This is a genomic window from Streptomyces sp. NPDC050610 (assembly GCF_040654875.1).
Taxonomy (GTDB): domain Bacteria; phylum Actinomycetota; class Actinomycetes; order Streptomycetales; family Streptomycetaceae; genus Streptomyces.
The window spans coordinates 66,705-91,450 of the sequence record NZ_JBFAIV010000004.1; the positions used below are offsets into that span (position 1 = coordinate 66,705).

At 71.7% G+C, this 24,746-nt stretch carries 19 protein-coding genes, 1 tRNA gene and 1 pseudogene; 9 read left to right on the forward strand and 12 right to left on the reverse strand.

Annotated features, from left to right (window positions below; genetic code table 11):
* Position 1: 1 nt before the first annotated feature.
* Positions 2–1,024, reverse strand: coding sequence for a phosphotransferase family protein (locus AB0I22_RS06410; protein WP_363129510.1), 1,023 nt, complete (start codon positions 1,022–1,024; stop codon positions 2–4).
* Between the two features lie 160 nt (positions 1,025–1,184).
* Between AB0I22_RS06410 and AB0I22_RS06415 the strand changes: the two genes are divergently transcribed.
* The gene (locus AB0I22_RS06415) at positions 1,185–2,507 is read left to right on the forward strand and encodes a glucarate dehydratase family protein (protein ID WP_363129511.1); all 1,323 of its coding nucleotides are present in this window, start codon (positions 1,185–1,187) and stop codon (positions 2,505–2,507) included.
* A gap of 358 nt (positions 2,508–2,865) precedes the next feature.
* On the opposite strand, the gene AB0I22_RS06420 is transcribed toward AB0I22_RS06415, so the two are convergent.
* The 4 genes from AB0I22_RS06420 to AB0I22_RS06435 form a co-directional block, all read right to left on the reverse strand.
* Positions 2,866–3,207 carry a DUF202 domain-containing protein gene (locus tag AB0I22_RS06420; RefSeq protein WP_363129512.1) on the reverse strand — a complete coding sequence of 114 codons (342 nt, stop codon included), beginning with the start codon at positions 3,205–3,207 and terminating at the stop codon, positions 2,866–2,868.
* Entirely contained in the window at positions 3,207–3,632 is a 426-nt protein-coding gene (locus AB0I22_RS06425; RefSeq protein WP_363129513.1) for a DUF202 domain-containing protein, read from the reverse strand. Before AB0I22_RS06425 ends, AB0I22_RS06420 begins: the two co-directional genes overlap by 1 nt.
* A 9-nt stretch (positions 3,633–3,641) precedes the next feature.
* Entirely contained in the window at positions 3,642–4,184 is a 543-nt protein-coding gene (locus tag AB0I22_RS06430; protein ID WP_363129514.1) for an NUDIX domain-containing protein, read from the reverse strand.
* A 157-nt stretch (positions 4,185–4,341) separates the two neighbouring features.
* On the reverse strand, positions 4,342–5,235 hold the full coding sequence (locus tag AB0I22_RS06435; protein WP_363129515.1) for a DMT family transporter: 894 nt from the start codon (positions 5,233–5,235) through the stop codon (positions 4,342–4,344).
* A gap of 311 nt (positions 5,236–5,546) precedes the next feature.
* On the opposite strand from AB0I22_RS06435, the gene AB0I22_RS06440 reads away from it, so the two are divergent.
* The 4 genes from AB0I22_RS06440 (at position 5,547) to AB0I22_RS06455 (ending at position 12,449) form a co-directional block, all read left to right on the forward strand.
* The gene (locus tag AB0I22_RS06440) at positions 5,547–7,202 is read left to right on the forward strand and encodes an FAD-binding dehydrogenase (RefSeq protein ID WP_363129516.1); all 1,656 of its coding nucleotides are present in this window, start codon (positions 5,547–5,549) and stop codon (positions 7,200–7,202) included.
* 538 nt (positions 7,203–7,740) lie between these two features.
* Positions 7,741–8,685 (forward strand): hypothetical protein, encoded by a 945-nt coding sequence (locus AB0I22_RS06445; RefSeq protein ID WP_363129517.1) that lies wholly within the window; start codon positions 7,741–7,743, stop codon positions 8,683–8,685.
* A gap of 109 nt (positions 8,686–8,794) precedes the next feature.
* The gene (locus AB0I22_RS06450) at positions 8,795–10,336 is read left to right on the forward strand and encodes an APC family permease (protein ID WP_363129518.1); all 1,542 of its coding nucleotides are present in this window, start codon (positions 8,795–8,797) and stop codon (positions 10,334–10,336) included.
* A gap of 85 nt (positions 10,337–10,421) precedes the next feature.
* Positions 10,422–12,449 carry a primary-amine oxidase gene (locus AB0I22_RS06455; RefSeq protein WP_363129519.1) on the forward strand — a complete coding sequence of 676 codons (2,028 nt, stop codon included), beginning with the start codon at positions 10,422–10,424 and terminating at the stop codon, positions 12,447–12,449.
* Between the two features lie 100 nt (positions 12,450–12,549).
* On the opposite strand, the gene AB0I22_RS06460 is transcribed toward AB0I22_RS06455, so the two are convergent.
* From AB0I22_RS06460 to AB0I22_RS06470, 3 genes and pseudogenes are all read right to left on the reverse strand, one after another.
* Positions 12,550–13,377: an alpha/beta fold hydrolase gene (locus AB0I22_RS06460; RefSeq protein WP_363129777.1), complete on the reverse strand. Its 828-nt coding sequence runs from the start codon at positions 13,375–13,377 to the stop codon at positions 12,550–12,552.
* Positions 13,366–13,779 (reverse strand): annotated as a pseudogene (locus AB0I22_RS06465) (ASCH domain-containing protein); the annotation flags it as partial. The gene AB0I22_RS06460 and the pseudogene AB0I22_RS06465, both read right to left, overlap by 12 nt.
* Positions 13,780–13,975: 196 nt before the next feature.
* Positions 13,976–14,380, reverse strand: a complete 405-nt coding sequence (locus tag AB0I22_RS06470; protein ID WP_363129520.1) for a (2Fe-2S) ferredoxin domain-containing protein — start codon at positions 14,378–14,380, stop codon at positions 13,976–13,978.
* A 306-nt stretch (positions 14,381–14,686) separates the two neighbouring features.
* Between AB0I22_RS06470 and AB0I22_RS06475 the strand changes: the two genes are divergently transcribed.
* On the forward strand, positions 14,687–16,306 hold the full coding sequence (locus AB0I22_RS06475) for an ABC-F family ATP-binding cassette domain-containing protein (RefSeq protein WP_363129521.1): 1,620 nt from the start codon (positions 14,687–14,689) through the stop codon (positions 16,304–16,306).
* 170 nt (positions 16,307–16,476) lie between these two features.
* Here the strand turns inward: AB0I22_RS06475 and AB0I22_RS06480 are convergent, their stop codons facing one another.
* The 3 genes from AB0I22_RS06480 to AB0I22_RS06490 all read right to left on the reverse strand — a co-directional run bounded on the left by AB0I22_RS06480 (position 16,477) and on the right by AB0I22_RS06490 (position 21,444).
* Entirely contained in the window at positions 16,477–17,823 is a 1,347-nt protein-coding gene (locus AB0I22_RS06480; RefSeq protein ID WP_363129522.1) for an SGNH/GDSL hydrolase family protein, read from the reverse strand.
* Entirely contained in the window at positions 17,820–19,304 is a 1,485-nt protein-coding gene (locus AB0I22_RS06485; protein ID WP_363129523.1) for an alpha-L-fucosidase, read from the reverse strand. The genes AB0I22_RS06480 and AB0I22_RS06485 overlap by 4 nt, the downstream gene beginning before the upstream one ends.
* Positions 19,305–19,677: 373 nt before the next feature.
* Positions 19,678–21,444 carry a hypothetical protein gene (locus AB0I22_RS06490; RefSeq protein WP_363129524.1) on the reverse strand — a complete coding sequence of 589 codons (1,767 nt, stop codon included), beginning with the start codon at positions 21,442–21,444 and terminating at the stop codon, positions 19,678–19,680.
* A 301-nt stretch (positions 21,445–21,745) separates the two neighbouring features.
* Here AB0I22_RS06490 and AB0I22_RS06495 point away from each other — a divergent pair, with 301 nt between their 5' ends.
* On the forward strand, positions 21,746–22,561 hold the full coding sequence (locus AB0I22_RS06495) for a nucleotidyltransferase domain-containing protein (RefSeq protein ID WP_363129525.1): 816 nt from the start codon (positions 21,746–21,748) through the stop codon (positions 22,559–22,561).
* Between the two features lie 70 nt (positions 22,562–22,631).
* On the opposite strand, the gene AB0I22_RS06500 is transcribed toward AB0I22_RS06495, so the two are convergent.
* Positions 22,632–22,719 (reverse strand) — tRNA-Leu (locus AB0I22_RS06500).
* 244 nt (positions 22,720–22,963) lie between these two features.
* Here AB0I22_RS06500 and AB0I22_RS06505 point away from each other — a divergent pair.
* Together AB0I22_RS06505 and chpH are read left to right on the forward strand one after the other, a co-directional pair.
* On the forward strand, positions 22,964–24,289 hold the full coding sequence (locus AB0I22_RS06505) for a M20/M25/M40 family metallo-hydrolase (protein WP_363129526.1): 1,326 nt from the start codon (positions 22,964–22,966) through the stop codon (positions 24,287–24,289).
* A 174-nt stretch (positions 24,290–24,463) separates the two neighbouring features.
* A complete protein-coding gene (gene chpH / locus AB0I22_RS06510; RefSeq protein WP_363129527.1) occupies positions 24,464–24,697 on the forward strand; it encodes a chaplin ChpH in 234 nt (77 codons plus the stop codon).
* Positions 24,698–24,746: the final 49 nt, after the last annotated feature.

Genomic DNA, 24,746 nt, shown 5'->3' on the forward strand with positions numbered 1-24,746 from the left:
CTCAGCCCTCCTGAAGGGTGGTGAGTCCGTTGTCGATGAAGACCGGGACCAGGGCGCCGATGCTCTCGAAGCCCGCGCCGACGGTCTGGCCGAGCGTGTAGCGGTAGTGGATGCCTTCGAGGATCACGGCGAGCTTGAAGTAGGCGAAGGCCGTGTACCAGGGCAGGGCGCTCACGTCGCGGCCGGAGCCGGCGGCGTAGCGCTCCGCGATCTCGGCGGGCTCGGGGTGGCCGGGCGCGCCGCGCGTGGTGGCCACGGGCGAGCCCTCGACGGCCTCCTGCTCGCTGTACATCATCAGCAGGCCGAGGTCGGTGAGCGGGTCGCCGAGCGTGGACATCTCCCAGTCCAGGATCGCGTTGATGCGGTCGTCGGCGGTGACCAGGACGTTGTCGAGGCGGTAGTCGCCGTGCACGACGGCCGGCTCGGGGGAGCGGGGCAGCTTCGTCGCGAGCGCCTGGTGCAGCTCGTCGATGCCGGGCAGCTCGCGGTTGCGGGACGCCTCCAGCTGCTTGCCCCAGCGGCGGAGCTGCCGCTCCAGGAAGCCGTCGGGCCGCCCGAAGTCCGCCAGCCCGACCGCGGCCGGTTCGACGGAGTGCAGCCGTACGAGCGTGTCGGTGAGGCCGAGGACCACGTCACGGGTGCGCCGGGGGCCGATGGCCGCGAGCTGTTCGGCGCTGCGGTACGGCGTGCCGTCCATGAACTCCATGACGTAGAAGGGCGCTCCGATGACGGACTCGTCCTCGCAGAACAGCAGCGTCCCGGGCACCGGCACGGCCGTCTCGCGCAGCGCGCTGATCACCCGGTACTCGCGCCCCATGTCGTGGGCGGTGGCGAGGACATGGCCGAGCGGGGGGCGGCGCACCACCCAGCGGGAGGCGCCGTCGGTGACCGCGTATGTGAGGTTGGAGCGGCCCCCTTCGATCAACTCGGCGGTGAGCGGCGCCGTCGCGAGTCCGGGGTGTTCGCGGTCCAGGTGCGCGCTCAGCCGCTCCAGGTCGAGCCCCGGCGGGTTGCCCTTGCTCATCGCGTGCTCCTCGGTGTTGGACGTAGGCGGGCGGGTGTGAGGCGGTGGAAGCGATCGGTGCGTGCGTACGCGGAACATGATGCCGACCAGTCGGTATGTCGTCCAGTGATCTCGTGATGAGATCTAGCGCACTGAACGCGTCCCTGAATATGGTTCACGTATGGATACGTCGCTGACGATCGCAGAGGTTCACCTCACCCCGATCCTGATAGCCGACCCGCCCTTGCTCAACACCCAGGGCGTCCACCAGCCGTACACCCCACGCCTCATCGTCGAAGTCGTCACGCGCGGCGGTGTGAGCGGGGTGGGGGAGACGTACGGGGACGGCGACTACCTCGCGCTCGCCCGCCCGCTCGCCGAGTCCCTGATCGGTCACCCGGTCACGGACATGAACAGGCTCTTCTCGCTGGCCGAAGCGGCGGAATGCGCGGCGGCGGGGGAGGGGCTCTCCGGGGCGGCGGGCGGGGGCATCGACGAGGGGACCGACGCCGGCGGCCTGCGCGGCGTGCGCAGCGCCGCCAAACTCCGCCTCTCCGTGGTCTCCGGCTTCGAGGTGGCCTGCCTCGACGCGCTCGGCAAGACCCTCGGCCTGCCCGTGCACACCCTCCTCGGCGGCAAGGTCCGCGACCGCGTCGAGTACAGCGCGTACCTCTTCTACCGCTGGGCCGCCCACCCCGCCCCCGACGCGCCCAAGGACGACTGGGGCGCCGCCCTCGACCCGCCGCAGATCGTCGCCCAGGCGCGGCGGTTCGCCGACGCGTACGGCTTCCGCTCCTTCAAGCTCAAGGGCGGCGTCTTCCCGCCGGACGAGGAGATCGCCGCCGTACGGGCCCTCGCCGCCGCCTTCCCCGGACAGCCCCTGCGCCTCGACCCCAACGGAGCCTGGTCGGTCGAGACCTCCCTGCGCGTGGCCCGCGAACTGGGGGACGTACTCGAATACCTGGAGGACCCCGCCAGCGGCGCCGACCGGATGGCCGAGGTGGCGGCCGGGGCCGGGCTGCCGCTCGCCACCAACATGTGCGTGACGACCTTCCCCGAGATACGCGAGGCGTTCGCCCGCGACGCCGTCCAGGTCGTCCTCTCCGACCACCACTACTGGGGCGGGCTGCGCAACACCCGCGAACTCGCCGCGATCTGCCGCACCTTCGGCGTCGGCCTGTCCATGCACTCCAACACCCACCTGGGCATCAGCCTCGCCGCCATGACGCACGTCGCCGCCACCGTGCCCAACCTCGACTACGCCTGCGACAGCCACTACCCCTGGCAGACCGAGGACGTCATCACCCGCCGCCACGCCTTCGAGGACGGCTGCCTGACCGTCCCCGACGCCCCCGGCCTCGGCGTCGAACTCGACCGCCCCGCCCTCGCCGCCCTCCACCGCCGCTGGCTCGACGACGACGGCACCATGCGCGAACGCGACGACGCGGCGGCGATGCGGGTGGCCGAGCCGGGATGGGTCACTCCGGCGGTGCCGCGCTGGTGACCTCCGTCTGGGCTGCCGGGGCCTCAGCGCAGAGCCCGGATGGGCCGCTCTGGTGGTGCCGCGCTGGTGGCCTCCTGGCTGCCGGGGCCTCAGCGCAGAGCCGGATGGGCCGGTCCGACGGTGCCGCGCTGGTGACCTCGGGCCGGATTGCCGGGGCCTCAGCGCAGGGCCGGATGGGCCGCTCCGATGGTGCCCCGCCGGTGACCTCCGGGCCGCCGGGGCTCAGCGCGCAGCCGGAACGGGCCGCTCCGGCGATGCCCCGCTGGTGACCTCCGTCCGGATTGCCGGGGCCTCAGCGCAGAGCCCGGGTGGGCCACTCCGACGGCGCCCCGCCGGTGACCTCCGGGCCGCCGGGGCCTCAGCGCAGTACCGCCACCCCCAGCGCCGCCAGCGCGATCGTGCATCCGGCGGCGGCCGCGGCCGCCCGCGGGGACAGGGCGGGCGGCCGCGGCGCGTCCAAGGACTGGATGCGGCGGTTGGCCGCGCCCAGAAAGGCCAGGAAGGCCAGCGCGATCAGCGCCACGGCCAGCACGGCGAGCGGGTCCGGGCCGCTGCGCAGCGCCTGCCGGACGGCGAGCACCCCGGCCACGGCGCAGGACAGCGTCGTACGCCGCCACGCCATCCGCGTCCGCTCCGGCTGGAGCCCCGGGTCCCGCTGTGCCCCGGCCCCGGCCCCGCCCGGCGCCGTCGGCGGCGGCATCAGCCCGCCCAGCCGAAGGCGACCACGAGCACCAGCGCCACCGAGAGCACCGCCAGCAGCAGCCCCAGCACCGTCGGGAACCGGCTGATCGGCAGATCCTCGCCGCGCCGCATCGCCCGCTCGCAGCGCACCCACTGGTTCACCGCCCGCACCGCGCACAGCGCGCCGCCCACCAGCAGCACCAGCGCCAGCGAGATCCGCAGCGGCCGGGATATGTGCGGCAGGAACTGATCGACCGCGAAGCCGCCGCCCACCATCGCCAGCGAGGTGCGCAGCCAGGCCAGGAAGGTGCGCTCGTTGGCGAGCGTGAAGCGGTAGTCGGGGGTCGTGCCCTCCTCGTGGATGCGCCGGGGCGCGAACCACAGCCGCACGCTCGTGGCGGCGGACGCGAAGCCCCTGGTGGCGGGCCGGTCGCGATCGATCATGGTGCGACCCTACTTGCCGTCGAGCAGCAGCCGCAGTCGCCGGTACGCGTCCAGCCCGTCCGGCGTCCAGTCCCATTCGGCGAGCCGTTCGTCCAGCTCCTCCTCGGTGAGGAAGGCGTGCCAGGCGATCTCCTCGGCCTGCGGATCGACCGGGAGGTCGCAGCGCACCTCGTAGACCCACGACCACCAGCTCTGGCCGGAGTCGGCCGACGTGTACAGGAACTTCAGCCGCGGCAGCGGCGCCGCCAGCCCGCGCACGCCCAGCTCCTCCTCCGCCTCGCGCAGCGCCGCCTCGTCGTACGTCTCGCCCGCCCCGACGACCCCGCCCACGAACATGTCGTAGTGCGAGGGGAAGACCAGCTTCCGCGCGGTGCGACGGTGCACGAAGATCCGGCCCTCGCCGTCCCGCACGAGAATGAAGGCGCACCGGTGCCGCAGCCCCCGCGCGTACGCTTCCTCGCGCCGCGCCTGCCCGACCACCTCGTCGCGCTCGTCCACGATGTCCAGGACTTCGTCCGCCGAGAGCGGCGGCTCCTCGGATGTATCAGCCATGCGCCCATCACATCATCCACACCGCGCGGCGCCACGGCGGCCACCGCCGGGCCGGCCCCGTACCGCGGACCGCTTCGGTCCGTAAGCCCGTAAGCCCGTACGCCCGTACGCCCGTACGCCCCGGTCCGGACACGCATCCGGCCCCCGCAGCCGCCCGTCAGCGCGGCTGAAGGTCCCGTACCCGCCCGGCCTCCGAGGTCCCCGCCGGCATCGCCGGATGGCGGCCGATCAGCACGATCCCGACGACGATCGCCGCGATCCCCGCGGCCTCCCAGGCCAGTGCGCCCGCCGTCATCCGCAGCCGGTCACCCAGGAACCCGACCCCGCAGACGATGCCCGCCAGCGGCTGGGCGGCGGTCAGGGCGGGCAGGGACATCCGCAGCGGGGCCGTCTCGAAGGCGCTCTGCACCAGCACCAGGCTGGTGATGCCGAGGAGCAGTACGCCGTACGGCTGCCACCCAGTGACCAGCGCCGCCCAGCCGCCGTCCGACAGCCGCTCGCTGCTGACGCGGGTCAGCGCGTCCTGGAGCCCGTACAGCAGGCCCGCCGCCACCGCCAGCAGCACCGCCTCGGCGCTCATCCGCACCCGCTTCGCGGTCAGCGTCATCAGCAGCGCGCACCCCAGCATCAGGCCGATGATCAGCCAGTGGCGCAGCGGGGACGCGACGGTGTCGCCGCCGCGCGGCTGCCCCGCCACGATGAACGCCGTCACGCCGCCCGCCAGCAGCCACAGCCCGCCCCAGCCCGTCCAGCCGAGCGGCTGCCGCGTCTGCCGTCTGGACAGGGCCATCGCGAACAGCAGGTTCGTCGCCAGCAGCGGCTCCACCAGCGAGACCTCGCCCCAGCCCAGCGCCAGCGCGCCGAGCACCATGCCGGCCGCCATCAGCGCGATGCCCGCCACCCAGCGCGGCATCCGGATCAGGTCGAGCAGCAGCCGCGGGGAGAGGAAGTCGCTCATCGGGGCCCGCTGCGCCGCGTTCTGCTGGAGGACGAAGCCGACGCCCAGGCAGCACGCTGCTCCCACGGCGTAGACGAAGACGAGGACAGTCACGTCGCGTACCTCAAGACCGGCCGGGTGTGGAGGACTTGGCAGAAGACCTTAGCCGCCGTCGGGGGCGGTGCGGCGGCCGAGTACCCGGATTCGCAGTCTGCCATTCGCGCGCGGCGGCGGCAGCGGCAGCCGGGGCGCACCCCGGGCGGCGGCGGGCGGGACCGCCGCGAACGGGTGACGGACGCGGCGTACGGGGGCGGCGCGCGGCGGCACGCACCGGTACCGAACAGTTGACGCATCGGCCCGCGCGATCCGAGGATCAAAGCGACCAGCCGCAGCGCAGCGACCCAGCCGAGCAGGACGGACGCACCATGGCCTACGACGCAGACGTGATCGTGATCGGGGCCGGCCTGGCCGGGCTCGCCGCCACCGCCGAACTCGCCGCGGCCGGCCGCCGGGTCATCCTGCTCGACCAGGAGCCCGAGCGGTCCATCGGCGGTCAGGCGCACTTCTCCTTCGGCGGCCTCTTCCTCGTCGACTCGCCCGAGCAGCGCCGGCTGCGGGTCCGCGACAGCCACGAGCTGGCCTGGCAGGACTGGCTGGGCGCCGCGGGCTTCGACCGGCCGGAGGACCACTGGCCGCGCCGCTGGGCCGAGGCGTACGTCGACTTCGCGGCCGGCGAGAAGCGGGCCTGGCTGCACGAGCGGGGGGTGCGCTTCTTCCCCGTCGTCGGCTGGGCCGAGCGCGGCGGGTACGCCGCCACCGGGCACGGCAACTCCGTGCCGCGGTTCCACATCACCTGGGGCACCGGCCCCGGACTCGTCGCCCCGTTCGAACGGCGGGTCCGGGCCGCGGCCGCCTGCGGCCTGGTCGACCTGCGCTTCCGGCACCGCGTCACCACCCTGACCCGCAGCGCGGGCGCCGTCGACACCGTCTGCGGCGAGGTCCTCCAGCCGAGCACGGCGGCGCGCGGCACGGCCAGCAGCCGCGAGGTGACCGGCTCCTTCGAGCTGCGCGCCCAGGCCGTGATCGTCACCTCGGGCGGCATCGGCGGCAACCACGACCTCGTACGGGCGAACTGGCCCGAACGGCTCGGTCCGCCGCCCGCCCGGATGCTCAGCGGGGTGCCGGCGCACGTGGACGGCGCGATGCTCGGCATCACCGAACGGGCCGGGGGCCGGATCATCAACCCCGACCGCATGTGGCACTACACCGAGGGCATCGAGAACTGGCACCCGATCTGGGCCCGGCACGGCATCCGCATCCTGCCCGGCCCCTCCTCGCTGTGGCTGGACGCGATAGGCCGGCGGCTGCCGGTGCCGCTCTTCCCGGGCTTCGACACGCTCGGCACCCTCGAACACATCATGGAGACCGGCTACGACTACACGTGGTTCGTGCTCGACCAGCGCATCATCGGCAAGGAGTTCGCCCTCTCGGGCTCCGAGCAGAACCCGGACCTGACCGGCAAGAGCGTCCGCGGCGTGCTCGAACGGGCCCGCACCGCGGTGCCGGCCCCCGTCAAGGCGTTCATGGACCACGGCGCGGACTTCGTCGTGGAGCGCGATCTGGGCGCGCTGGTGCGGGGCATGAACGAGCTGACCAAGGAGCCGCTCATCGTCGAGGAGGAACTGCGCGACGAGATCGTCGCGCGGGACCGCGAGATGACCAACCCGTTCACCAAGGACCTCCAGGTGACGGCCGTGCGCGGGGCACGCCGCTACCTCGGCGACCGGCTGATCCGCACCGCCGCGCCGCACCGCCTCCTCGACCCCGACGCCGGTCCGCTGATCGCCGTGCGGCTGAGCATCCTGACCCGCAAGACGCTCGGCGGCCTGGAGACCGACCTCTCCTCGCGGGTGCTGACCGAGGGCGGGGAGGCGCTGCCCGGCGTGTACGCGGCGGGCGAGGCCGCGGGGTTCGGCGGCGGGGGGATGCACGGCTACCGCTCGCTGGAGGGCACATTCCTCGGCGGCTGCCTCTTCTCCGGGCGTACGGCGGGGCGGGCGGCGGCGAAGGCCGTCGGCTGAGGCGGCCGGGCGGGCAGCGCAGGGCCGTACGGCGAGGCCGCGCGGGCCTGTCCGGGAGGGCAATCCGCCCGTGCGGCGGGGCAGCGTGTCCGTACGGCGGGGCCGCTTCGGGGGCCGCGCGGCGGGGCGGCTTGCGCCCGTACCCCCGTAGAGCTCGAATGACACGGCCTTGTTGATCAACTCTGCTGATTATCCCCGGAGTTGGGGAAAGTTCAGTCCCGCGACCGCTCTTGACGCAGACCCGTGGGGACCGGTTTGCTGTGCGTGATCACGCGAGTCCGTATCCGTGAATCATCCGTGAATCCGTGTCCGTGAATCCGTGCCGTGAATCCGTATCCCCGAACCCGCGTTCGTGAGTCCGCGACAGCGAGTCCGTAGCAGCCATCCGTAACAGCGAGCCCGCAATAGCCGATCCGTGTCCGCGAGCCCGCGACAGCCGATTCCGTATCCGCGAGTCCGTACGTGTGAGTCCGTATCTGTAGGCGGACGCGCTGACCCCGCGCCCGGAGGGGACGTGCGCCATGGAGGAAGTCCGCCGATGACCCCTCCACGGCCCTTGGGCCGGCCGCGGAACAAGGACGGTCCCGAGTTCGACCCGGCGCTCGACGACGCCCCCCTCGCCGCGGCCCGCGACGCCCTCGCCCGCGGCCGCTGGCCCGAGGCCCGCGACCTGCTCGCCCGCACCGGGCGGGACTGGGACCGCCGCGGCCACCGGCTCGTCGTCCTCGGCGCGGGGAAGACCAGCCAGACCTGGGCGCACGAGTGGCAGCTGGCCGAGCCGGACAGCGTGGACGCCGCGGCGCTGCTCGCCTGCGCCGCCGTCTTCCGGGCCGCGCGCGGCAGGGGCGGACCCGAGCGGGCCCGCGAGGCGTGCCTGAGCGCCGCCCGGATGGACCCCGCCGACCCCTCGCCCTGGCTGGCGCTGCAGATCCTCGCCCACCGCACCGGCCCGGGGGACGAGTGCGTACGCGCCTTCGACCAGGTACGGGCCCGGCACCGGGACCACCACCACGCGCACCACCTGATGGCGGCCTGCCTCGCCGAACAGCGCGGCGGCCGGGACGACCCGTTGCACGAGGTCTACGACTTCGCCTCCTGGGCCGCCGAACAGGCCCCCGCCGACTCGCCCCTGGCCGTCCTGCCGGTCGTGGCCCACGCCGAGCGCTACCGCGTGCTGGCCCGCGCCGGACTGGAGCCCCGCGACCCCGCCCGCAGCGGCCACTGGACCACCCGCCGCGCCCGGCAGGTCATGAAGTCCGCCTTCGACTGGTGGCTCGAATGGGACGCCGAGGAACACCCGAGGCGCAAGGTGGACCTCAACTTCCTGGCGCACGCCAAATTCCTGGAGGGCCGGATGGCCGAGGCCGCCGCGCTCTTCACCCGCATCGGACCGCACGCCACCCGCGCCCCGTGGTCCTACCCCGACCGAGACCCGAAGAAGGTGTTCCGCGCCGCGCGCGACAGCGCGCTCGGCTCTGTGTGACCCAGCGCCAGCACGGCTCAGTGACAACGTGACCCAGCGACAACATGACCCAGTGACAGCGTGACTCGGCGACAGCTCCCCGAATTCCCCATGGAAGGACCATCCCGCGATGGCTACGGGCACGGCGCAAGAGATCAGCACGTTCAAAGGGCAGGGCAGACGGCTCCGCGCCGACCGGCTGGGCATGCCGGGCCTGCTGCTGTCGGTACTCGCGGCCAGCGCGCCGCTGATGGTGGTGGCCGGGGTCATGCCCACCACCTTCGGTGTCATGGGCATGATCGGACAGCCGCTGCTGTTCGTCATCCTCGGCGTCGTGCTCGCGCTCTTCGGCTTCGGCTACGCCGAGATGAGCCGCCACGTCCACAACGCCGGCGCGTTCTACGCCTACATCGCCCGCGGCCTCGGCGGCACCGCCGGCACCGCCGCCTCCCTGGTGGCCCTGGTCGCCTACAGCGCCCTCCAGGTCGGCGTCTTCGGCATCTTCGGCTACGAGGTCTCCAACCTCGCCGCCCGCCACTTCGATACGACCCTCGCCTGGTGGATACCGTCCCTCGGCGCCGTCGTGATCGTCGCCGTGCTCGGCTGGCTGAAGATCGACCTCAACGCCAAGGTGCTCGGCGTGCTGCTCCTCGTCGAGTGCGCGATGGTCATCGCCTTCGACATCGCCGGCTTCGCCCGGCCGGGCGGCGAAGGGGTCTCGCTGCACGCCTTCGACCCCGCCACCCTCAGCGGCGCCGGACTCGGCACCGCGCTCTGCTTCTGCATCGCCGCCTTCGTCGGCTTCGAACAGGCCCCCGTCTACGCCGAGGAGACCAGCCGGCCCAACGTCCTCGTCGCCCGGGTCATGTTCCTCGCCGTCGGCTTCGTCGCCCTCTTCTTCGTCGTCAGCTCCTGGGCGCTGACGGTCGCCGCCGGCCCCTCCGCGATCGTCGGCACCGCCCAGAAGGAAGGGCCCAACCTGCTCTTCCTGCTCACCGAGGCCCGCTACGGCCCCGCCTTCACCGACGTCATGCACGTCTTCTACGTCACCGGCATGTTCGCCGCGATGCTCAGCTTCCACAACGTCGTCGCCCGCTACGCCTTCGCCATGGGCCGCGAAGGACTGCTGCCCGCCGCCCTCGGCCGCACCGCCGCCTCCAGCGGCGCCCCCGCCTACGGCTCGCTGCTCCAGAGCGCGGTGGCGCTGGTCGTCGTGGTGCTCTTCGCGGTCACCGACGGCCACCCGATCGGCGACCCCACCGCGCCCGTACTGCACCTCTTCACCTGGATGGGCAACATCGGCGCGCTCGGCATCATCGTGCTGATGGCCACCGCGTCGGTCGCCGTCATCGCCTTCTTCGTACGGCGCGGCGCGGGCCGCGCCCAGGCGTGGCGGCTGCTGGCCTCCGCCGTCGCGGCCCTCGCACTGCTGATCATCGCCGCCTTCACGGTCAAGGACTTCGGCGTCCTGCTGGGCGCCAACCCCGGCTCGGCGCTGAGCTGGATGCTGCCGGGCATCATCGGGGCCGCCGCGGTCGCCGGGATCGTCTACGGGCTCGTACTGAAGTCCGTACGCCCAGCGCTGCACGCCCGTATCGGACTGGGCAACGAGGCGTTCCAATTGGAGAAGGCGGCCGACGCTCCGAAGCACGCGAGAACCGCCTTCAAGTGAATCGGGTGGGGCCCGGTGAACCCGACCTGCCCCCGGCCCAGCCGCACCACCTCCCAAGCCGTCAGGACGAACCGAAGGAGCTCCCATGACGTGGCGTCACCCGGACCCCGCGGCGGCCGCCCAGAATCCGCTCGACCCGCAGCCGCTCGCCCCGTCCCAGGCCACTCCGCGCCCAGCCGACCAGCCCCCGGCCGCCCCGCACCCGCTCGATCCGCTCACGGCCGAGGAGATCACCGCCGCCCGGCGCGTGCTCGGCGAGGCCGGCAAGGCCGGGGCCGCCACCCGCTTCCCCCTCGTCCTGCTCGACGAGCCCGATCGGCGGACGGCCGCGGCGCACCGCGCGGGCGACCCGGTCACCCGCCGGCTGCGGATCTCACTCCTGGACTCCGCGACCGGCGTGAGCGCCGAGGCCGTCGTCGACGTCACCGCCGGGGCGCTCCTCTCCTACCGCGAGCTGGACGCGGCCACGGAGGGCCAGGCGGCCGTCACCGTCGAGGAGTACGGAATCGTCGACGAGGTCGTCAAGGCCGACCCCGGCTGGCGCAAGGCGATGGCCGAACGCGGCGTCACCGCGCCGGACGCGCTGGAACTGGCGATCTGCGCGCCGCTGTCCGCCGGCGCCCTCGTCGAGGACGGGCGGCCCGGCCGCCGTCTGATGCGCTCGCTGACCTGGCTGCGCTGCACGCCGGACGACAGCGCGTGGGCGCATCCGGTGGGCGGCCTGGTCGCCGACGTGGACGTCGTGGAGCGGCGCGTCGTGCGGCTCACCGACACCGGACCGGTGCCCGTTCCGGCCGAATGCGGGCGCTACGAGGCCGAGTTCACCGGGCCCGCCCGCACCGGCCTGCGCCCACTGGAGATCACCCAGCCCGAGGGCCCCTCGTTCACCCTCGACGGCCACCGGCTCAGCTGGCAGAACTGGTCCTTCCACGTCGACTTCAACGCCCGCGAAGGCCTGGTCCTGCACCGGATCGCGTACCGCGACGGCGACCGCGAGCGGTCCGTGCTGCACCGCGCCTCGCTCGCCGAGATGGCCGTCGCGTACGGGGAGGCGGAGGAGGGCCGCAACTGGGTGGCGTTCCTCGACTCGGGGGAGTACTCGCTGGGCCGGAGCGCCAACGCGCTGCGCCTCGGCTGCGACTGCCTCGGCGAGATCCGCTACCTCGACGCCGTGCTCGCCGACGACCTCGGCGCGCCGCGGACCCTGCCGAACGCCGTCTGCGTGCACGAAGAGGACTTCGGGCTGCTCTGGAAGCACACCGACAGCTTCAACGGCGACGCCGTCGAGAGCCGCCGCGCCCGCCGCCTCGTGGTCTCCTTCATCGCGACCGTCGGCAACTACGACTACGGCTTCTACTGGTACTTCCACCAGGACGGCTCCATCGGCTTCGAGGCCAAATCCACCGGCATCGTGCAGACCGCGGCCGTCGAGCCCGGCGCGGGCTCGCCGCACGGCATCGAGGTCGCGCCGGGCCTGCTGGCCCCGTACCACCAGCACCTGTTCTGCGTACGGCTCGACGCCGCCGTCGACGGACCCGCCAACACCGTCGAGGAGGTCGACGTCGTGCCGGTGCCGGCGGGCCCCGACAACCCGGCGGGCAACGCCTTCACCGCCCGTACGACCCCGATCGCCGCCGCCGGGGACGGCGGGCGGCTCGCGGACCCCGCGCTCGGCAGGCGCTGGCAGATCACCAACCCGGGCTCGCTCAACCGCATGGGCCGCCCCGTCGCGTACACCCTCGTGCCGCAGCCCGGACCGGTGCTCCTCGCGCGGCCCGGCTCCGCCGTCGCCCGGCGCATGGCGTACGGGACGAAGCACCTGTGGGTCACCCGGCACCGTACGGACCGCCGCTATCCGGCGGGCGACCACCCCAACCAGCACCCCGGCGGCGCGGGGCTGCCGGCCTGGGCCGTCGGCGACGAGTCGCTGGAGAACACCGAACTCACCCTCTGGCACACCTTCGGCCCCACCCATCTGCCCCGGCCCGAGGAGTGGCCGGTCATGCCCGTGGACCAGAGCGGGTTCACCCTGCGGCCCACCGGGTTCTTCGACCGCAACCCCGCCCTCGACCTGCCGAGGGAGAGCGGGGGCGGCCACTGCCACGCCGACTGACGGGGGCCGGGCGCACCGGGCCACTGCCACTGCCAAGCCGACTGACGGGGGCGTCCGGCTTAACCAGGCCACTGCCCCGCCGACTGACATGGGCGTCCGGCTACACCCAGGGGTGCGCCCGCAGGAACGCGTCGAGCGACTGCTCGAAGGACGCCCGCCCCTCCAGGTTCACCAGATGCCCGGCGTCCGGCACCACCACGGCCCGCGCGCCGGGCACGACCGAGACGATGTCCGCGAGGTTGCCCGCGATGTCGCCGCTGTCCAACTCGCCGACCAGGGCCACCGTCGGCACCTGGATCTCGTGCAGCCGCTCCAGGGCCTGGGCCTCGATCGCCCGGCCCAGGGTCGGGGTGGCGACGTTGGCCGTCACGTTCGCGGTGGCCGAGGCCCATATCCGTTCGCGCAACACCGGGTCCACCGACTCCGGTTCGCGGTACGGGCCGTCCACCCACATCCGCAGGTAGTGCTCGACGAAGCGCTCCGCGCCGTCCGGCGCTCCGAAGCACTTCTCCTGCCCCTGGAGGTGCTCCTGGATGTAGGGGTCGGTGACCTCGCTGCCGCTGAGCCCCGGTGCGAGGAGCACCAGCGCCGCCACGACGCCGGGGTGCGCGATCGCCGTGTCCACCGCGATCCGGGCGCCCGAGGAGTGCCCGACGAGGGTGGCCCGTACGACGCGCAGCTGGTCCAGGAGCGCGTACAGGTCGTCGTGGTCGGACCAGTCGCCGTCGCTCACCGAGGAGCGGCCGTGCCCCCGGGTGTCGTAGCGGATGACGCGCCGCCCCGACCGCGCGAGCCGGGTGAACTGCTCGTCCCACATGCCCAGATCGAGCATCCCGCCGTGCAGCAGCACCAGCGCCGGGCCGCTGCCCGCGGCCTCGTAGTACAACTCGCCGTTCTCGACCGGCACCCGCCCGCACTCGACGACCATGAACCGGCACGCGACCACCGGCGTACCGTCCTCCACGGTGAAGTGCGGGTCGCCGAGCGCCTCCCGCAGCTGCGGGCTGTGCCAGAAGCCCTCATGGTCCGCACGCCACGCGGCGACGGTCTCATGGCCCTCGCCCTCGTCGCGCACGTGCGCCTCGTCGATCTCGCCCAGTGGTACGACGCGTACCTCGGTCACCTCTATCACCGCGACCGGCAGCCCGGCCGAGTCGATCACGGCGGACCGCTCTCCTACGACGGGCAGCGGATCGCCGGCGAGCTCGTACTCCCGCACCAGGCCGGTGGTCGAGGTCTTCGCGCCGCGGAGCACGGCCGCGACCAACTGGTCGCGCAGGGGCCCCGGAAACGCCAGCTCGAAGGGGGGCAGCTCGTCAAACATCGTCATGGGGGAACCCTACGCAGAGTCGACCACGCCCAGAGCCGCGCGGTCGGTCGAAGGACGTGGTGGGGTGTGCCCGCTCCCGTACCGCGCTCCCTTCCCACGACGATCCACGACAGCCGAGGACACGGCGTGGCCCCCTCTCCCCAGCACTCTGCCGGCCGCCGGTCAGTCCTCCGGCGCCTCGCCTGCCGGCCGCCGGTCAGTCCTCCAGCGCTTTGCCGACCCGCCGCGAGACCGTGAACCCGTACAGATCGAGCACCCCCGGCGGCTCCGCGACCCCCGGCCCCCCGGCCCGTACCCACGCCGCGATGTCCGCGAGCGCCCCGTCGTCGTTGACCAGCCCCAGCCAGACCGGCCGGCCGCCCGCGGCCCGCCCCGCGGGCGAGGGCTGCACCACCATGACGTTGGCCTGTTCGCAGACGTCCAGGCACTCCGAGGCCCGTACGGGCGCCGCTCCGTCGAGCGCCGCGCGCAGCCGGGCCAGCTGCCCCGCGTGGTCGACGCCGGGCACCTTGCGCGGGTCGCCGCAGCAGCAGCCGCGGCACACCGTGATCCGGCACGATCCCGCGGCGGGCGCCGAGCGGCGCGCGTTGTTCGAGGTCATCCCGCAGATGATACGCACCGGCGGGCCGCATGATCGGGGTGTGCGCCGCACGCGAAAAACCCCTTGCGGGGCGCGCGCCCGCTCTCTTACCGTCAGTGCCGGACGTTCTGCCAGTGCCGGACGTTGTCGCCGTTGATGGGAGAAGGCCGTTGCTCTACTGAGGTCATGAGACACCGCGACCGATCGCGCCTCCCGGCGCGCGGACGTGTGCGTGCGACCTCGGCACAGAGCCGCCTCCACCACCCTCGTGGTGTCTCCACGTGTTGTGCCCATCCCTTTCCTTCTTGAGCACCACGGAGACCCCTTATGTCTCATACGCCCCCTTCGGCGGCGTCCGTCACCTGCACCGGACTCGACTTCGCCTGGCCCGACGGCACGCCCGTACTGGAAGACTTCCAGCTCGCCGTCGGCCCCGGCCGCACCGGACTCATCGGCCTCAACGGGGCAGGGAAGTCGACCCTGTTGAAGCTGATCGCCGGGGAACTGACCCCGAGCGCCGGAACCGTGCGCGTCACCGGGCGGATCGGCTACCTGCCGCAGAACCTCACCCTCGACACCACGCTCCGCGTCGACGAGGCCCTCGGCATCGACAAGACCCGCGCCGCGCTGCACGCCATCGAGAACGGCGACGCGAGCGAGGAGCACTTCACCGCCGTCGGCGACGACTGGGACGTCGAGGAACGCGCCCGCGCCGCACTCGACCGGCTCGGCCTGGACGGCATCGGCCTCGACCGCACCACCGGCGTGCTCTCCGGCGGCGAGTCCGTGCTGCTGCGGCTCGCGGCCCTGCTGATCAGCCGCCCCGACGTGCTGCTCCTCGACGAGCCCACCAACAACCTCGACCTGCGCGCCCGGCAGCACCTGTACGACGCCGTCACCGCCTGGTCCGGCGTCATGGTGGTGGTCAGCCACGACCGCGAACTGCTCGAACTGGTCGACCGGATCGCCGACCTGCGCGGCGGCGAGGTCCACTGGTACGGCGGCAACCTCTCCGCTTACGAGCAGGCGCTGGCGGCCGAGCAGGAGGCCGCCGAGCGCATGGTGCGCGTCGCCGAGGCCGACGTGAAGCGGCAGCGGCGGGAACTGACCGACGCCCACGTCAAGCTGGCCCGCCGGGTCCGCTACGGCAAGAAGATGAACGAGAACAAGCGCGAACCGAAGGTCGTCATGAACGAGCGCAAGCGCGAGGCCCAGGTCTCCGCGGGCAAGCACCGCATCATGCACACCGAGAAACTCAAGGAGGCCAGGGACCGCCTCGACGAGGCCGTCGAAGCCGTCCGCGACGACGACGAGATCCGCGTCGAACTGCCCTACACCGCCGTGCCGCCCGGCCGCGGCGTCCTGACCCTCGACTCACTGGAGGTACGCAACGGAGCCCGCGCCCACCTGGACATCCGCGGCCCCGAAAGGATCGCGCTCCTCGGCTCCAACGGCGCCGGAAAGACCACGCTGCTGCGCACCGTCACCGGTCAGATCCCGGCGGTGTCGGGCGAGGTGCGTACGCACGTACCGCTGCGCTACCTGCCGCAGCGGCTCGACGTCCTCGACGACGACCTGACCGTCGCCGAGAACGTGGCCCGCTTCGCGCCCGGCGCCACCAACAACCGCGTCCGCGCCCGCCTCGCCCACTTCCTCTTCAAGGGCGCCCGCGCGGACCAGCGGGCGGGCACCCTCTCCGGCGGCGAACGCTTCCGGGCGACGCTGGCCGCCCTGATGCTGGCCGAACCCGCCCCACAGCTCCTCCTGCTCGACGAGCCGACCAACAACCTGGACATGGCGAGCGTCCGGCAGCTCGTCAGCGCGCTGGAGTCGTACGAGGGGGCGCTGATCGTCGCCAGCCACGACCGGCCGTTCCTGAAGGAGATCGGCATCACGCGCGAGGTCGTCCTCGACCCGGACGCCGCGCCGGAGGCGGCTGGCGCCTGAGCGGGGACCGCGTGGGGTACGGCTGGGGCGAGGTGACGTACAGGCCGGGATGACGTGCCGTACGGGCCGGGGCGCGCGCTCCGGCCCGTACGGCGGTCGGGCCTGCAACAAGGTCGGGCCTGCGACGAGGTCGGGGCTGAACGCCGTCGGCCGTCGGCCGCGGGCCGTTGTCAGCCGCGACCCAGCGCCGAAAGATCGACGGTGCGCGCCATCACCCGCAGCCCCGCGTCATTGGGGTGCACGGTGTCGCCGCCGTCGTACGCGGGGAGCATGCGGTGCGGGTCGGCCGGGTCCCGCAGCGCCGCGTCGAAGTCGACGACGGTGTCGAACGCGCCGCTGGTGCGAATCCAGCGGTTGACGTCCTCGCGCATCCGCTCCCCGCGCGCGGTCAGCTTCCCGTTGGGCGTGATGGTCCCGCCGTGGACGCGCAGTCCGGCGGCGTGCGCGCGCTGCGCCAGCCGGCCCAGCCCGGCGATGAGCTGGTCCGCGGTGAGCGGGGTGCCGGGGTGTACTCCGGCGTCGCTGCCGAGGTCGTTGGTGCCCTCCAGCACGATGATGTCGCTGACCCGCGTCTGCTCCAGCGCGTCACGGGCGAACCGGGACTCGGCGCTGTTTCCGAGGTTGCGGTTGCCCTGCCCCTGCGTTCCGGCATCGGTGAGCACGCGGTTGCCGCCGATTCCCTTGTTGACGACGGAGAGCCGCTGCCCGCCGGGGCGCGCGGCGAGTCGGCGGCCCAGCTCGTCGGTCCAGCGCCGGTTGCTGTCGTTCGCGGTGACCCCGCCCTCGGTGATGGAGTCGCCGAACGCCACCACCGTGCCCTTGGCGCGGTGCGCGAGAACGTCCACGCCGTCCAGGAAGAACCAGGAGGTCGTCTTCTCCCCGAACGCCGCCCCGGACACATCCCCGGTGTGGTCCCCGGCCCCAGTCCCGGAGAGGTAGTTGGTCTGCTTGGCCCACGGGTGCCAGGTGGTCGGGCCCGTGGCGGTCGGCAGGTGGACGCTGACGACCAGGTCCGTATCGGCCTTCGTGGAAAGGGGGACGGGGTCGCTGACGGCCTCGGCCCCGGCCGGGACCGTCGTGGAGCGCTGCCCGCCGAAGCGGACCGTGCGGCTGCTGCCGGGCTCGACGGCCGCGCCCTTCGCCCGCCGGGCGACGGTCACCGCGCCGAGGTCGAGCGGCGAGGTCCCGTACGCGTTGGACAGCCGGAGCCGCACCGCGCTCCCGCCCGCGGTCAGCCGCTCCACCATGCGGAGCGTACGGTCGGCGAAGCCGGTCGCCGAGTAGCCGGAGAGGCCCGGGGGAGTCATGGCGGTACCCCAGCCGCCTACCCAGCGCTGGGAACGGGCTGTGGCGGAACGGGCTTCGGCAGACCGGTCTGTGGCGGAACGGGCGTTCTCAGCGGCGGTGGCGGATGCGGCGGGGAGCCCGTGCGCGAGGGCTGCGGCGAGCAGCAGCGTGGTGACGACGGCGACCAACGCCCGTACAGAGAGGCGGCGTTCGCGGGACGCGGCGATCATGAGCGGCCGCCGTTCGAGACGGAGAACACCATCGGATACACCTCGTCCGGTCCATGTGGCCTGGCGGCGGGCAGCACGATCTCGATCCCGTCCGCGGTGCGCGACCAGCGGAGCCGGTGCGCCGGGTGGCCGAGCAGCCGGATGCGGTCGCCGTCGCGCACCGGCAGATCGGCGGGGACGGTCAGCCGCGGGCCCGGCCTGGTCAGCGTGATGATGTTGAAGCGGCCGTCGTCGCCGACGGTGTAGCGCAGCGGCCCGTCCTCCGCCCGCCGCCAGGGCCGGGACTCGTATATAGCCCGTCCGTTGACGTCGAGCCACTCACCGATCGCCAGCAGCCGCTCACGTTGCCAGTCGGGAATGGTGCCGTCGGCCCGCGGACCGATGTTGAGCAGCAGATTGCCGTTCTTGGAGACGATGTCGACGAGCAACTGGACCAGCTTCTCACTGGACTTGATCTTGTACGTCGGGTCCATGTACCCCCACGACCGACTCATGGTCAGACACGCCTCCCAGGGCGCGGCCCGCAGCGCGTACGACGGCTTGTCGCCCTCGATCCCCGTGTAGTCGGCGTGCGAGGCGATGAACCGGTCGTTGACCATCACCTCCTTCGGCCGGGCCCGTTCCTCGGCGTGGTTGTAGTAATCCGCGAGGATCTCGTCGCTGCGCCAGTCCCACCGCTCCGGCCGGAAGATATGCCCCGCACCGCCCGCGAAGTTGTGGCTCCCGTGCCCGTCGCCCCACAGAATGTCGGGGTCATAGCGGCTGATGAGTGTCCGCAAGTGGACGTGCTCGTACTCCTCGACGTAGTCGCTCACCGGCTTGTACCCGGTGTACGGAACCGGCTCGCGCGTATACGGATTGATCGGAGCCGTGCCCAGCGCCGGGTTGTAGAACTCACCGAGCGAGTAATACAGCCCCCGCTTCAGCCCCGTCCCCCGCGCCGCCCGGAACAGCTCCCCGACCAGATCGCGCCGGGGCCCGATCAGCGCCGAGTTGCGGTTGGAAGCGGAATTGGGGAAGAGCTGGAACCCGTCGTGATGCTTGGATGTGAGCACGAAATACCGCGCCCCCGCCCGCTCGAACAGCCGCACCCAGGAATGCGGGTCGAACCGCTCGGCGCGAAACCGCGAGAGGAACGCGTCATAGGGGAAATCCTGCCCGTACGTAGCCCGGTGATGCTCATACACACCCCCCTTGGCGTAGGCGTTCATGGCATAGAGATACCACTCGGAACTCCACGCATCGTCCCCCCAATGCGGAACCGCGTAAGCCCCCCAGTGAATGAAGATCCCGAACTTCCCCTCCCGAAACCACCGGGCGGCCGGATGCCGCGCCAGCGACTCGGGCGTGGGCTCGTAGGGCCGGCGATGCCGTCGATCCCCCGCGAAAGCAGGCGAGGACACCCCACCCAACGCGACAGCCGCCCCGACACCGGCAGCAGACGCCAGCAGAGCTCTCCGAGGAATTCCGTATCTGTGCACAGGTTGTACCTCCGATTGTCGAAGTACGATCAGCAGCTGGAGCCCAGACACCCGGGCCAATTAAGCCCGCTCGACGAGCCCTCACTCAGCCAGTCCGGCGTTGAGGACAGGGATTCAGCGGCCCCAAGGTTCCGCCCCACCAGCGCATAAGACGTTTGAGGCCCAGCCCGCCCGGCGTTTGAGGGCAGGGGTTTCAGCGCCGCCAAGGTCCCGCCTCACCCAGCCCGCCCGGCGTTTGAGGGCAAAGGCTTCGGCGAAGCCAAGGTTCCATCCCACTCAGCCCGTCCGGCGATTGAGGACCGGGGTCCAGGGGCGGCGCCCCGGTTACGGGAAGGGGCGGGGTGGGGAAAGAAAAGCCCGGGCAGAGCCACCGTCACCGAGCCAGCACCCCTCGGTACCGATCCACGGACGGCCCCATCCCATGATCAGGATCAGCCCCGTAAACCCCATCGGCATCCTTCTTGCCGAACCCAAGAGGCTGATAAAGCGAAGCGCAAGACGCATGGCGATCAGCAAGCCGCCCCCACTCCCGCCAAGCCGCGTCATAGGCCCGCATATGACTGCCCATCACCCGGCTCCGCTCCCCGGCGAAGCCCCGCAACATCACCTGCCACCCATGATGGATAACCGAATAGAGGCAGAGGCCATAACGAGCGGAGACCCGCACGTACGCCCGATCTTCCCGATCCCGCAACGGCAACCAGTCGGCCAGTTCGACGATCTCCCGCCAGATACGGGCCGCATGCGCCTTCTCCGCAAGCGCCGTCTCCACCAGCCCGCCCCCGACCAGCGCCTTGAAATGCCCGGCGAGATCCTTGTCCGACCCCCCGAGGTACTGATCGCGGGTCCACGTCATATTGGGCACGGGGGTACGGGCGCTGTAGTGCCCGCGGAGCGTCCCGGCAGCCGAGAGCAGGGCCAGCCGCCGAAAGCGGATGGCCGCGTCGCCGCGCAGCCCGATCCGCCGCGCGTACGCCGCGAAGGCTCCGGCCTCCCCCCGCCCGGTGTCCCGCGCCCAGTGGGCCAGCACCCACATGTTGAGGTCGCACCACAGCTCGTTCGAGATGTACGGACCGCGCCAGCCGCCGCCGCGGGACCAGGTCCACACCCCCGCCAGCAGCGGGTTCGCGGCGAGGTCGGCGAGCCCGCGGGGGCCGGCCCCGGTGGCGTACTCCTCGAAGCCGTTGATGACGCCGTCGCCCACATAGTCGGGGCAGGCCCCCTTGGCCTCGTACTCCCGCGCGCACTCCACCTCGACGATCTGCCGGTGCCGCCCGACGCCCAGGGTCCGGTTGAAGGGAATGGTCCGCCAGAAGTCGCTGGCCGTGTGCTTGATGGAGAACAGCAGCCGCTCGTGGGGTTCGATCCGGTCGGTGACGGCACGGTAATAGGTCGGATCTTCCCGGAACTTGTCGTTGCCGGTCGCCCAGGTCCGGTAGAAGAGCTGCTTCCCGGCCCGTACGCACACCTCCTCGCGCAATAGATTGATCAGCAGTTCGTGGCTGGACTGCCCTTCGGTGATGGGGTTGTTGCCGGTGTGAAAAGGGACGTTCTGGAGGTATGTCTCGCCGGTACGTATGACCAACCCGTCGATGCCGGGAAAACGGGCGAAGACCTCGCGCAGCATCAGCCGGTGGATCTCGACGGTCTTCGGCCGGTGCAGGCTGATCCGCCCCTTCTCGTCCAGCACGTCCTTCCCGTACAACTCCACCAGCCGCTTGGGCAACACGATGATGTCGGTGAAGAAGTACGACCCGATGCCGGCCGCATGAGCACGGCTGACGTGCTCCTGAACGCGCCGCGCGTTGTCCTCGACCCACGCGCGGCCCGCCGAACCGGCCGGAAAGATCCGCTCGTCGACGGTCTCGAAGGTGATCGCCGTGTGCGGCGGCCGGAATTCGTTGATGACCTGCCCGTTGTAGTCGTACGAGGCCAGGGTGGCCGGGTCGTTGTAGCGCGAGACCGTCATCGGCTCACCGGGGTTGGCATGCACCATGTCGAACAGAAACGGCAACCGCCGCCCGCGACGACGCCCCACGACGCCCTCAGCGGCCTCGACAGGCGAGCCCCCCACGGCCAGCAGCGCCCCCGCCCCCGCCGCGGCGGTCAGCACGGTGCGTCGGGTAGTGGCTACGGTCATACGCCCAGCCTCCAGTCACGTATGTGCTACTGGTTCCCCTACTTGAACCCACCCTGCATAGTGCAGCCGACTCGCCGGTACCGGAAGCCTTCCGACGCCACAAACATCGGATCAAAGGCGCGAGGGTGCCCGGTAACAGCGAGTTCACATACATAACCCACGGTGGAGGCGAGTCTTAAGTTCCCCGAGCCGACGAACCAACCTCGGGTTGGAGCACAAGGCAGGTCTCAGCGTCACCGCCCCCTGGCGGCCTCCGGAAAACCGCTCGGCGGCACGCGACAGCACAAGGCACAGTGACCCAATGGACGTACGAGGCCTGGACCACGACGGAACGATCGCACGCGAAGGCGCCCTGGACCGGGTGCAGCCGGCATTCATCCCCGTGGTCGACGCCGCGCGCTCCCATATCGCCGAGACGTTCGGCTCAACGCGCCTGCACAGCGCCTACCTCTACGGCAGCATCCCCCGCGGCACCGCCACCCCCGGAGTCTCCGACCTCGACCTCCAAATCGCCCTCCACGACGAGCCCACCGAAGCCGACCACGCCGACGCCAAAGCGATCGGGGCCGCGCTCGACCGGGACTTCCCCCAGATCGAGGGCGTCGGAATCCTGCTGGCGAGCGTGGGGAATCTGCTCAGCGAGCTCGAACGTCACGATGCCGGATTCTTCCTCGCCTGCCTCTGCACCCCGCTGCTCGGCCCCGACCTCGCAGCACAACTGCCCCGATACCGCCCCACATCCCTACTCGCACGCGAAACCAACGGCGACCTCGCCCGCGTCCTCCCACACTGGCGCGCCAAAGCCGCCGCAGCCGCCCAAGCCGCCACGGAAGCCGATCGCCGACGCCTCAGCCGCCTCGTCGGCCGCCGCACCGTGCGTACCGGATTCACTCTGATCATGCCTCGATGGGGCGGCTGGACCAGCGACCTCGACCAGTCCGCCGAACTCTTCGGCCGCTACTATCCCGAGCGCGCTGAGCGGATGCGCACCGCAGCGTCCATCGGCCGAGTGCCCTCACCCGACCCGGCCGTGCTCGGGATGCTCATCGACGACCTGGGCCCCTGGCTCGCCGCTGAATACACGGCCGTTCACGGCGAGAAGGCCCCGCGTCCCTGACAGGCGCATTCTCCAGGCGGAGGAAGAGCCCAGAAACGCAGAAAACCCCTGATCAACAGGGGTTTCAAGCTGGTGTCCGAGGGGGGACTTGAACCCCCACGCCCGATAAAGGGCACTAGCACCTCAAGCTAGCGCGTCTGCCATTCCGCCACCCGGACAAGGTGTCTGTCGGCTGGCCCGTGGCCGTTCCGACATGGAAAACAATAGCAAACCTTCGGGGGTGCTCGATCACCTGCCCGGGGTGGGCCGGGGCGGGTCCGTGGCCTGTGTGTTTCGGGGGCATTGCGGCCTTGGGCTGCGGCGGCGTGGGGTGGAGGATGGCGGTGGGCCCTCGCGTACGGACGTCCGTATCGGGGCGGTCCATGGCCGAGCGGTCCGAGGAACGAACGATGAGGAGGCAGCGTGAGCGAGGCGAACCCGGCGCGTACGGGATCGGGCGAGGACGAGGTCGTCGACCTCTGCCGGGATCTGATCCGGATCGACACCAGCAACTACGGGGACCACTCCGGGCCCGGCGAGCGGGTCGCGGCGGAGTACGTGGCCGAGAAGCTCGCCGAGGTCGGGCTGGAGCCGCAGATCTTCGAGTCCCACCAGGGCCGGGCGTCCACCGTCGCGCGGATCGAGGGCGAGGACCGGTCCCGGCCGGGCCTCCTCATCCACGGTCACACCGATGTCGTGCCGGCCAACGCCGCCGACTGGACGCACGACCCGTTCTCCGGCGAGATCGCCGACGGGTGCGTCTGGGGCCGCGGCGCGGTCGACATGAAGGACATGGACGCGATGACCCTCGCGGTCGTACGGGACCGGCTGCGCTCCGGCCGCAAGCCTCCGCGCGACATCGTGCTGGCCTTCGTCGCCGATGAGGAGGCAGGCGGCACGTACGGCGCGCGGTATCTCGTCGACAAGCACCCGGGGCTCTTCGAGGGGGTGAACGAGGCGATCAGCGAGGTCGGCGGGTTCTCGTTCACGGTCAACGAGCAGCTGCGGCTGTATCTGATCGAGACGGCGCAGAAGGGCATGCACTGGATGAAGCTGACCGTGGACGGCTCCGCCGGCCACGGTTCGATGATCCACAAGGACAACGCCATCACCGAACTGTCCGAGGCCGTCGGGCGGTTGGGGCGGCACGAGTTCCCGGTGCGGGTGACCAAGACGCTGCGGGCGTTCCTCGACGAGCTCGGGGACGCGCTCGGCACCGAGCTCGACCCCGAGAACATGGACGAGACGCTCGCCAAGCTGGGCGGCATCGCCAAGCTCATCGGCGCGTCGATGAAGAACACGGCCAACCCGACCCAGCTCGGCGCCGGCTACAAGGTCAACGTGATTCCGGGGCAGGCCACCGCGCACGTCGACGGGCGTTTCCTGCCGGGGTACGAGGGGGAGTTCCTCGCCGATCTCGACCGGATTCTCGGGCCGCGGGTGCGGCGCGAGGACGTGCACGCGGACAAGGCGCTGGAGACGACCTTCGACGGGGCGCTGGTCGACGCGATGCAGTCGGCGCTGCAGGCGGAGGACCCGATCGCGCGTGCCGTGCCGTACATGCTCTCGGCCGGTACGGACGCCAAGTCCTTCGACGATCTGGGTATCCGCGGCTTCGGGTTCGCGCCGCTGAAGCTGCCGCCGGAGCTGGACTTCGCCGGGATGTTCCACGGCGTGGACGAGCGGGTGCCGGTCGACGGCCTGAAGTTCGGAGTGCGGGTGCTGGACCGTTTCCTGGATCAGTGCTGACCGGGATCAGCGGCGATACCGCGCAGCAGCGGTACGAGAATCCGATAGTCGCCCTTGAGTGCGACCTTCACCGAAAAGAGTGAATGCCGCTGTAGGTTCGTAGCTCGATTCCCTCCTCCTCGTTACAGGTTGTGCGGTCCGCGGCTTGGACCGCATTGCCAACAAGGAGGAATAATGATCAAGAAGATCGTCGCCGCTGCGGCTGTCACTGGTGGTCTGGTGCTCGCCGGCGCGGGTCTGGCGGTTGCCGACTCGGGCGCCCAGGGAGCTGCTGTCGGCAGCCCCGGCGTGCTGTCGGGCAACGTCGTCCAGGTGCCGATCCACGTTCCGGTGAACGTGTGTGGCAACGCGATCTCCGTGGTCGGGCTGCTGAACCCCAGCTTCGGCAACACCTGCGTCAACTCCTGACGTTGTGCCACAACCCGTGAGGGTGTGATCCCGGATGGCCCCGGAGTGC

Excerpts from the sequence above, each read along its gene's own strand:
- AB0I22_RS06410 (WP_363129510.1), bottom strand. The coding sequence starts at position 1,024 with ATGAGCAAGGGCAACCCGCCGGGGCTCGACCTGGAGCGGCTGAGCGCG.
- AB0I22_RS06415 (WP_363129511.1), top strand. The coding sequence starts at position 1,185 with ATGGATACGTCGCTGACGATCGCAGAGGTTCACCTCACCCCGATCCTG.
- AB0I22_RS06420 (WP_363129512.1), bottom strand. The coding sequence starts at position 3,207 with ATGCCGCCGCCGACGGCGCCGGGCGGGGCCGGGGCCGGGGCACAGCGG.
- AB0I22_RS06425 (WP_363129513.1), bottom strand. The coding sequence starts at position 3,632 with ATGATCGATCGCGACCGGCCCGCCACCAGGGGCTTCGCGTCCGCCGCC.
- AB0I22_RS06430 (WP_363129514.1), bottom strand. The coding sequence starts at position 4,184 with ATGGCTGATACATCCGAGGAGCCGCCGCTCTCGGCGGACGAAGTCCTG.
- AB0I22_RS06440 (WP_363129516.1), top strand. The coding sequence starts at position 5,547 with ATGGCCTACGACGCAGACGTGATCGTGATCGGGGCCGGCCTGGCCGGG.
- AB0I22_RS06445 (WP_363129517.1), top strand. The coding sequence starts at position 7,741 with ATGACCCCTCCACGGCCCTTGGGCCGGCCGCGGAACAAGGACGGTCCC.
- AB0I22_RS06450 (WP_363129518.1), top strand. The coding sequence starts at position 8,795 with ATGGCTACGGGCACGGCGCAAGAGATCAGCACGTTCAAAGGGCAGGGC.
- AB0I22_RS06455 (WP_363129519.1), top strand. The coding sequence starts at position 10,422 with ATGACGTGGCGTCACCCGGACCCCGCGGCGGCCGCCCAGAATCCGCTC.
- AB0I22_RS06460 (WP_363129777.1), bottom strand. The coding sequence starts at position 13,377 with ATGGTCGTCGAGTGCGGGCGGGTGCCGGTCGAGAACGGCGAGTTGTAC.
- AB0I22_RS06470 (WP_363129520.1), bottom strand. The coding sequence starts at position 14,380 with ATGACCTCGAACAACGCGCGCCGCTCGGCGCCCGCCGCGGGATCGTGC.
- AB0I22_RS06475 (WP_363129521.1), top strand. The coding sequence starts at position 14,687 with ATGTCTCATACGCCCCCTTCGGCGGCGTCCGTCACCTGCACCGGACTC.
- AB0I22_RS06480 (WP_363129522.1), bottom strand. The coding sequence starts at position 17,823 with ATGATCGCCGCGTCCCGCGAACGCCGCCTCTCTGTACGGGCGTTGGTC.
- AB0I22_RS06490 (WP_363129524.1), bottom strand. The coding sequence starts at position 21,444 with ATGACCGTAGCCACTACCCGACGCACCGTGCTGACCGCCGCGGCGGGG.
- AB0I22_RS06495 (WP_363129525.1), top strand. The coding sequence starts at position 21,746 with ATGGACGTACGAGGCCTGGACCACGACGGAACGATCGCACGCGAAGGC.
- chpH (WP_363129527.1), top strand. The coding sequence starts at position 24,464 with ATGATCAAGAAGATCGTCGCCGCTGCGGCTGTCACTGGTGGTCTGGTG.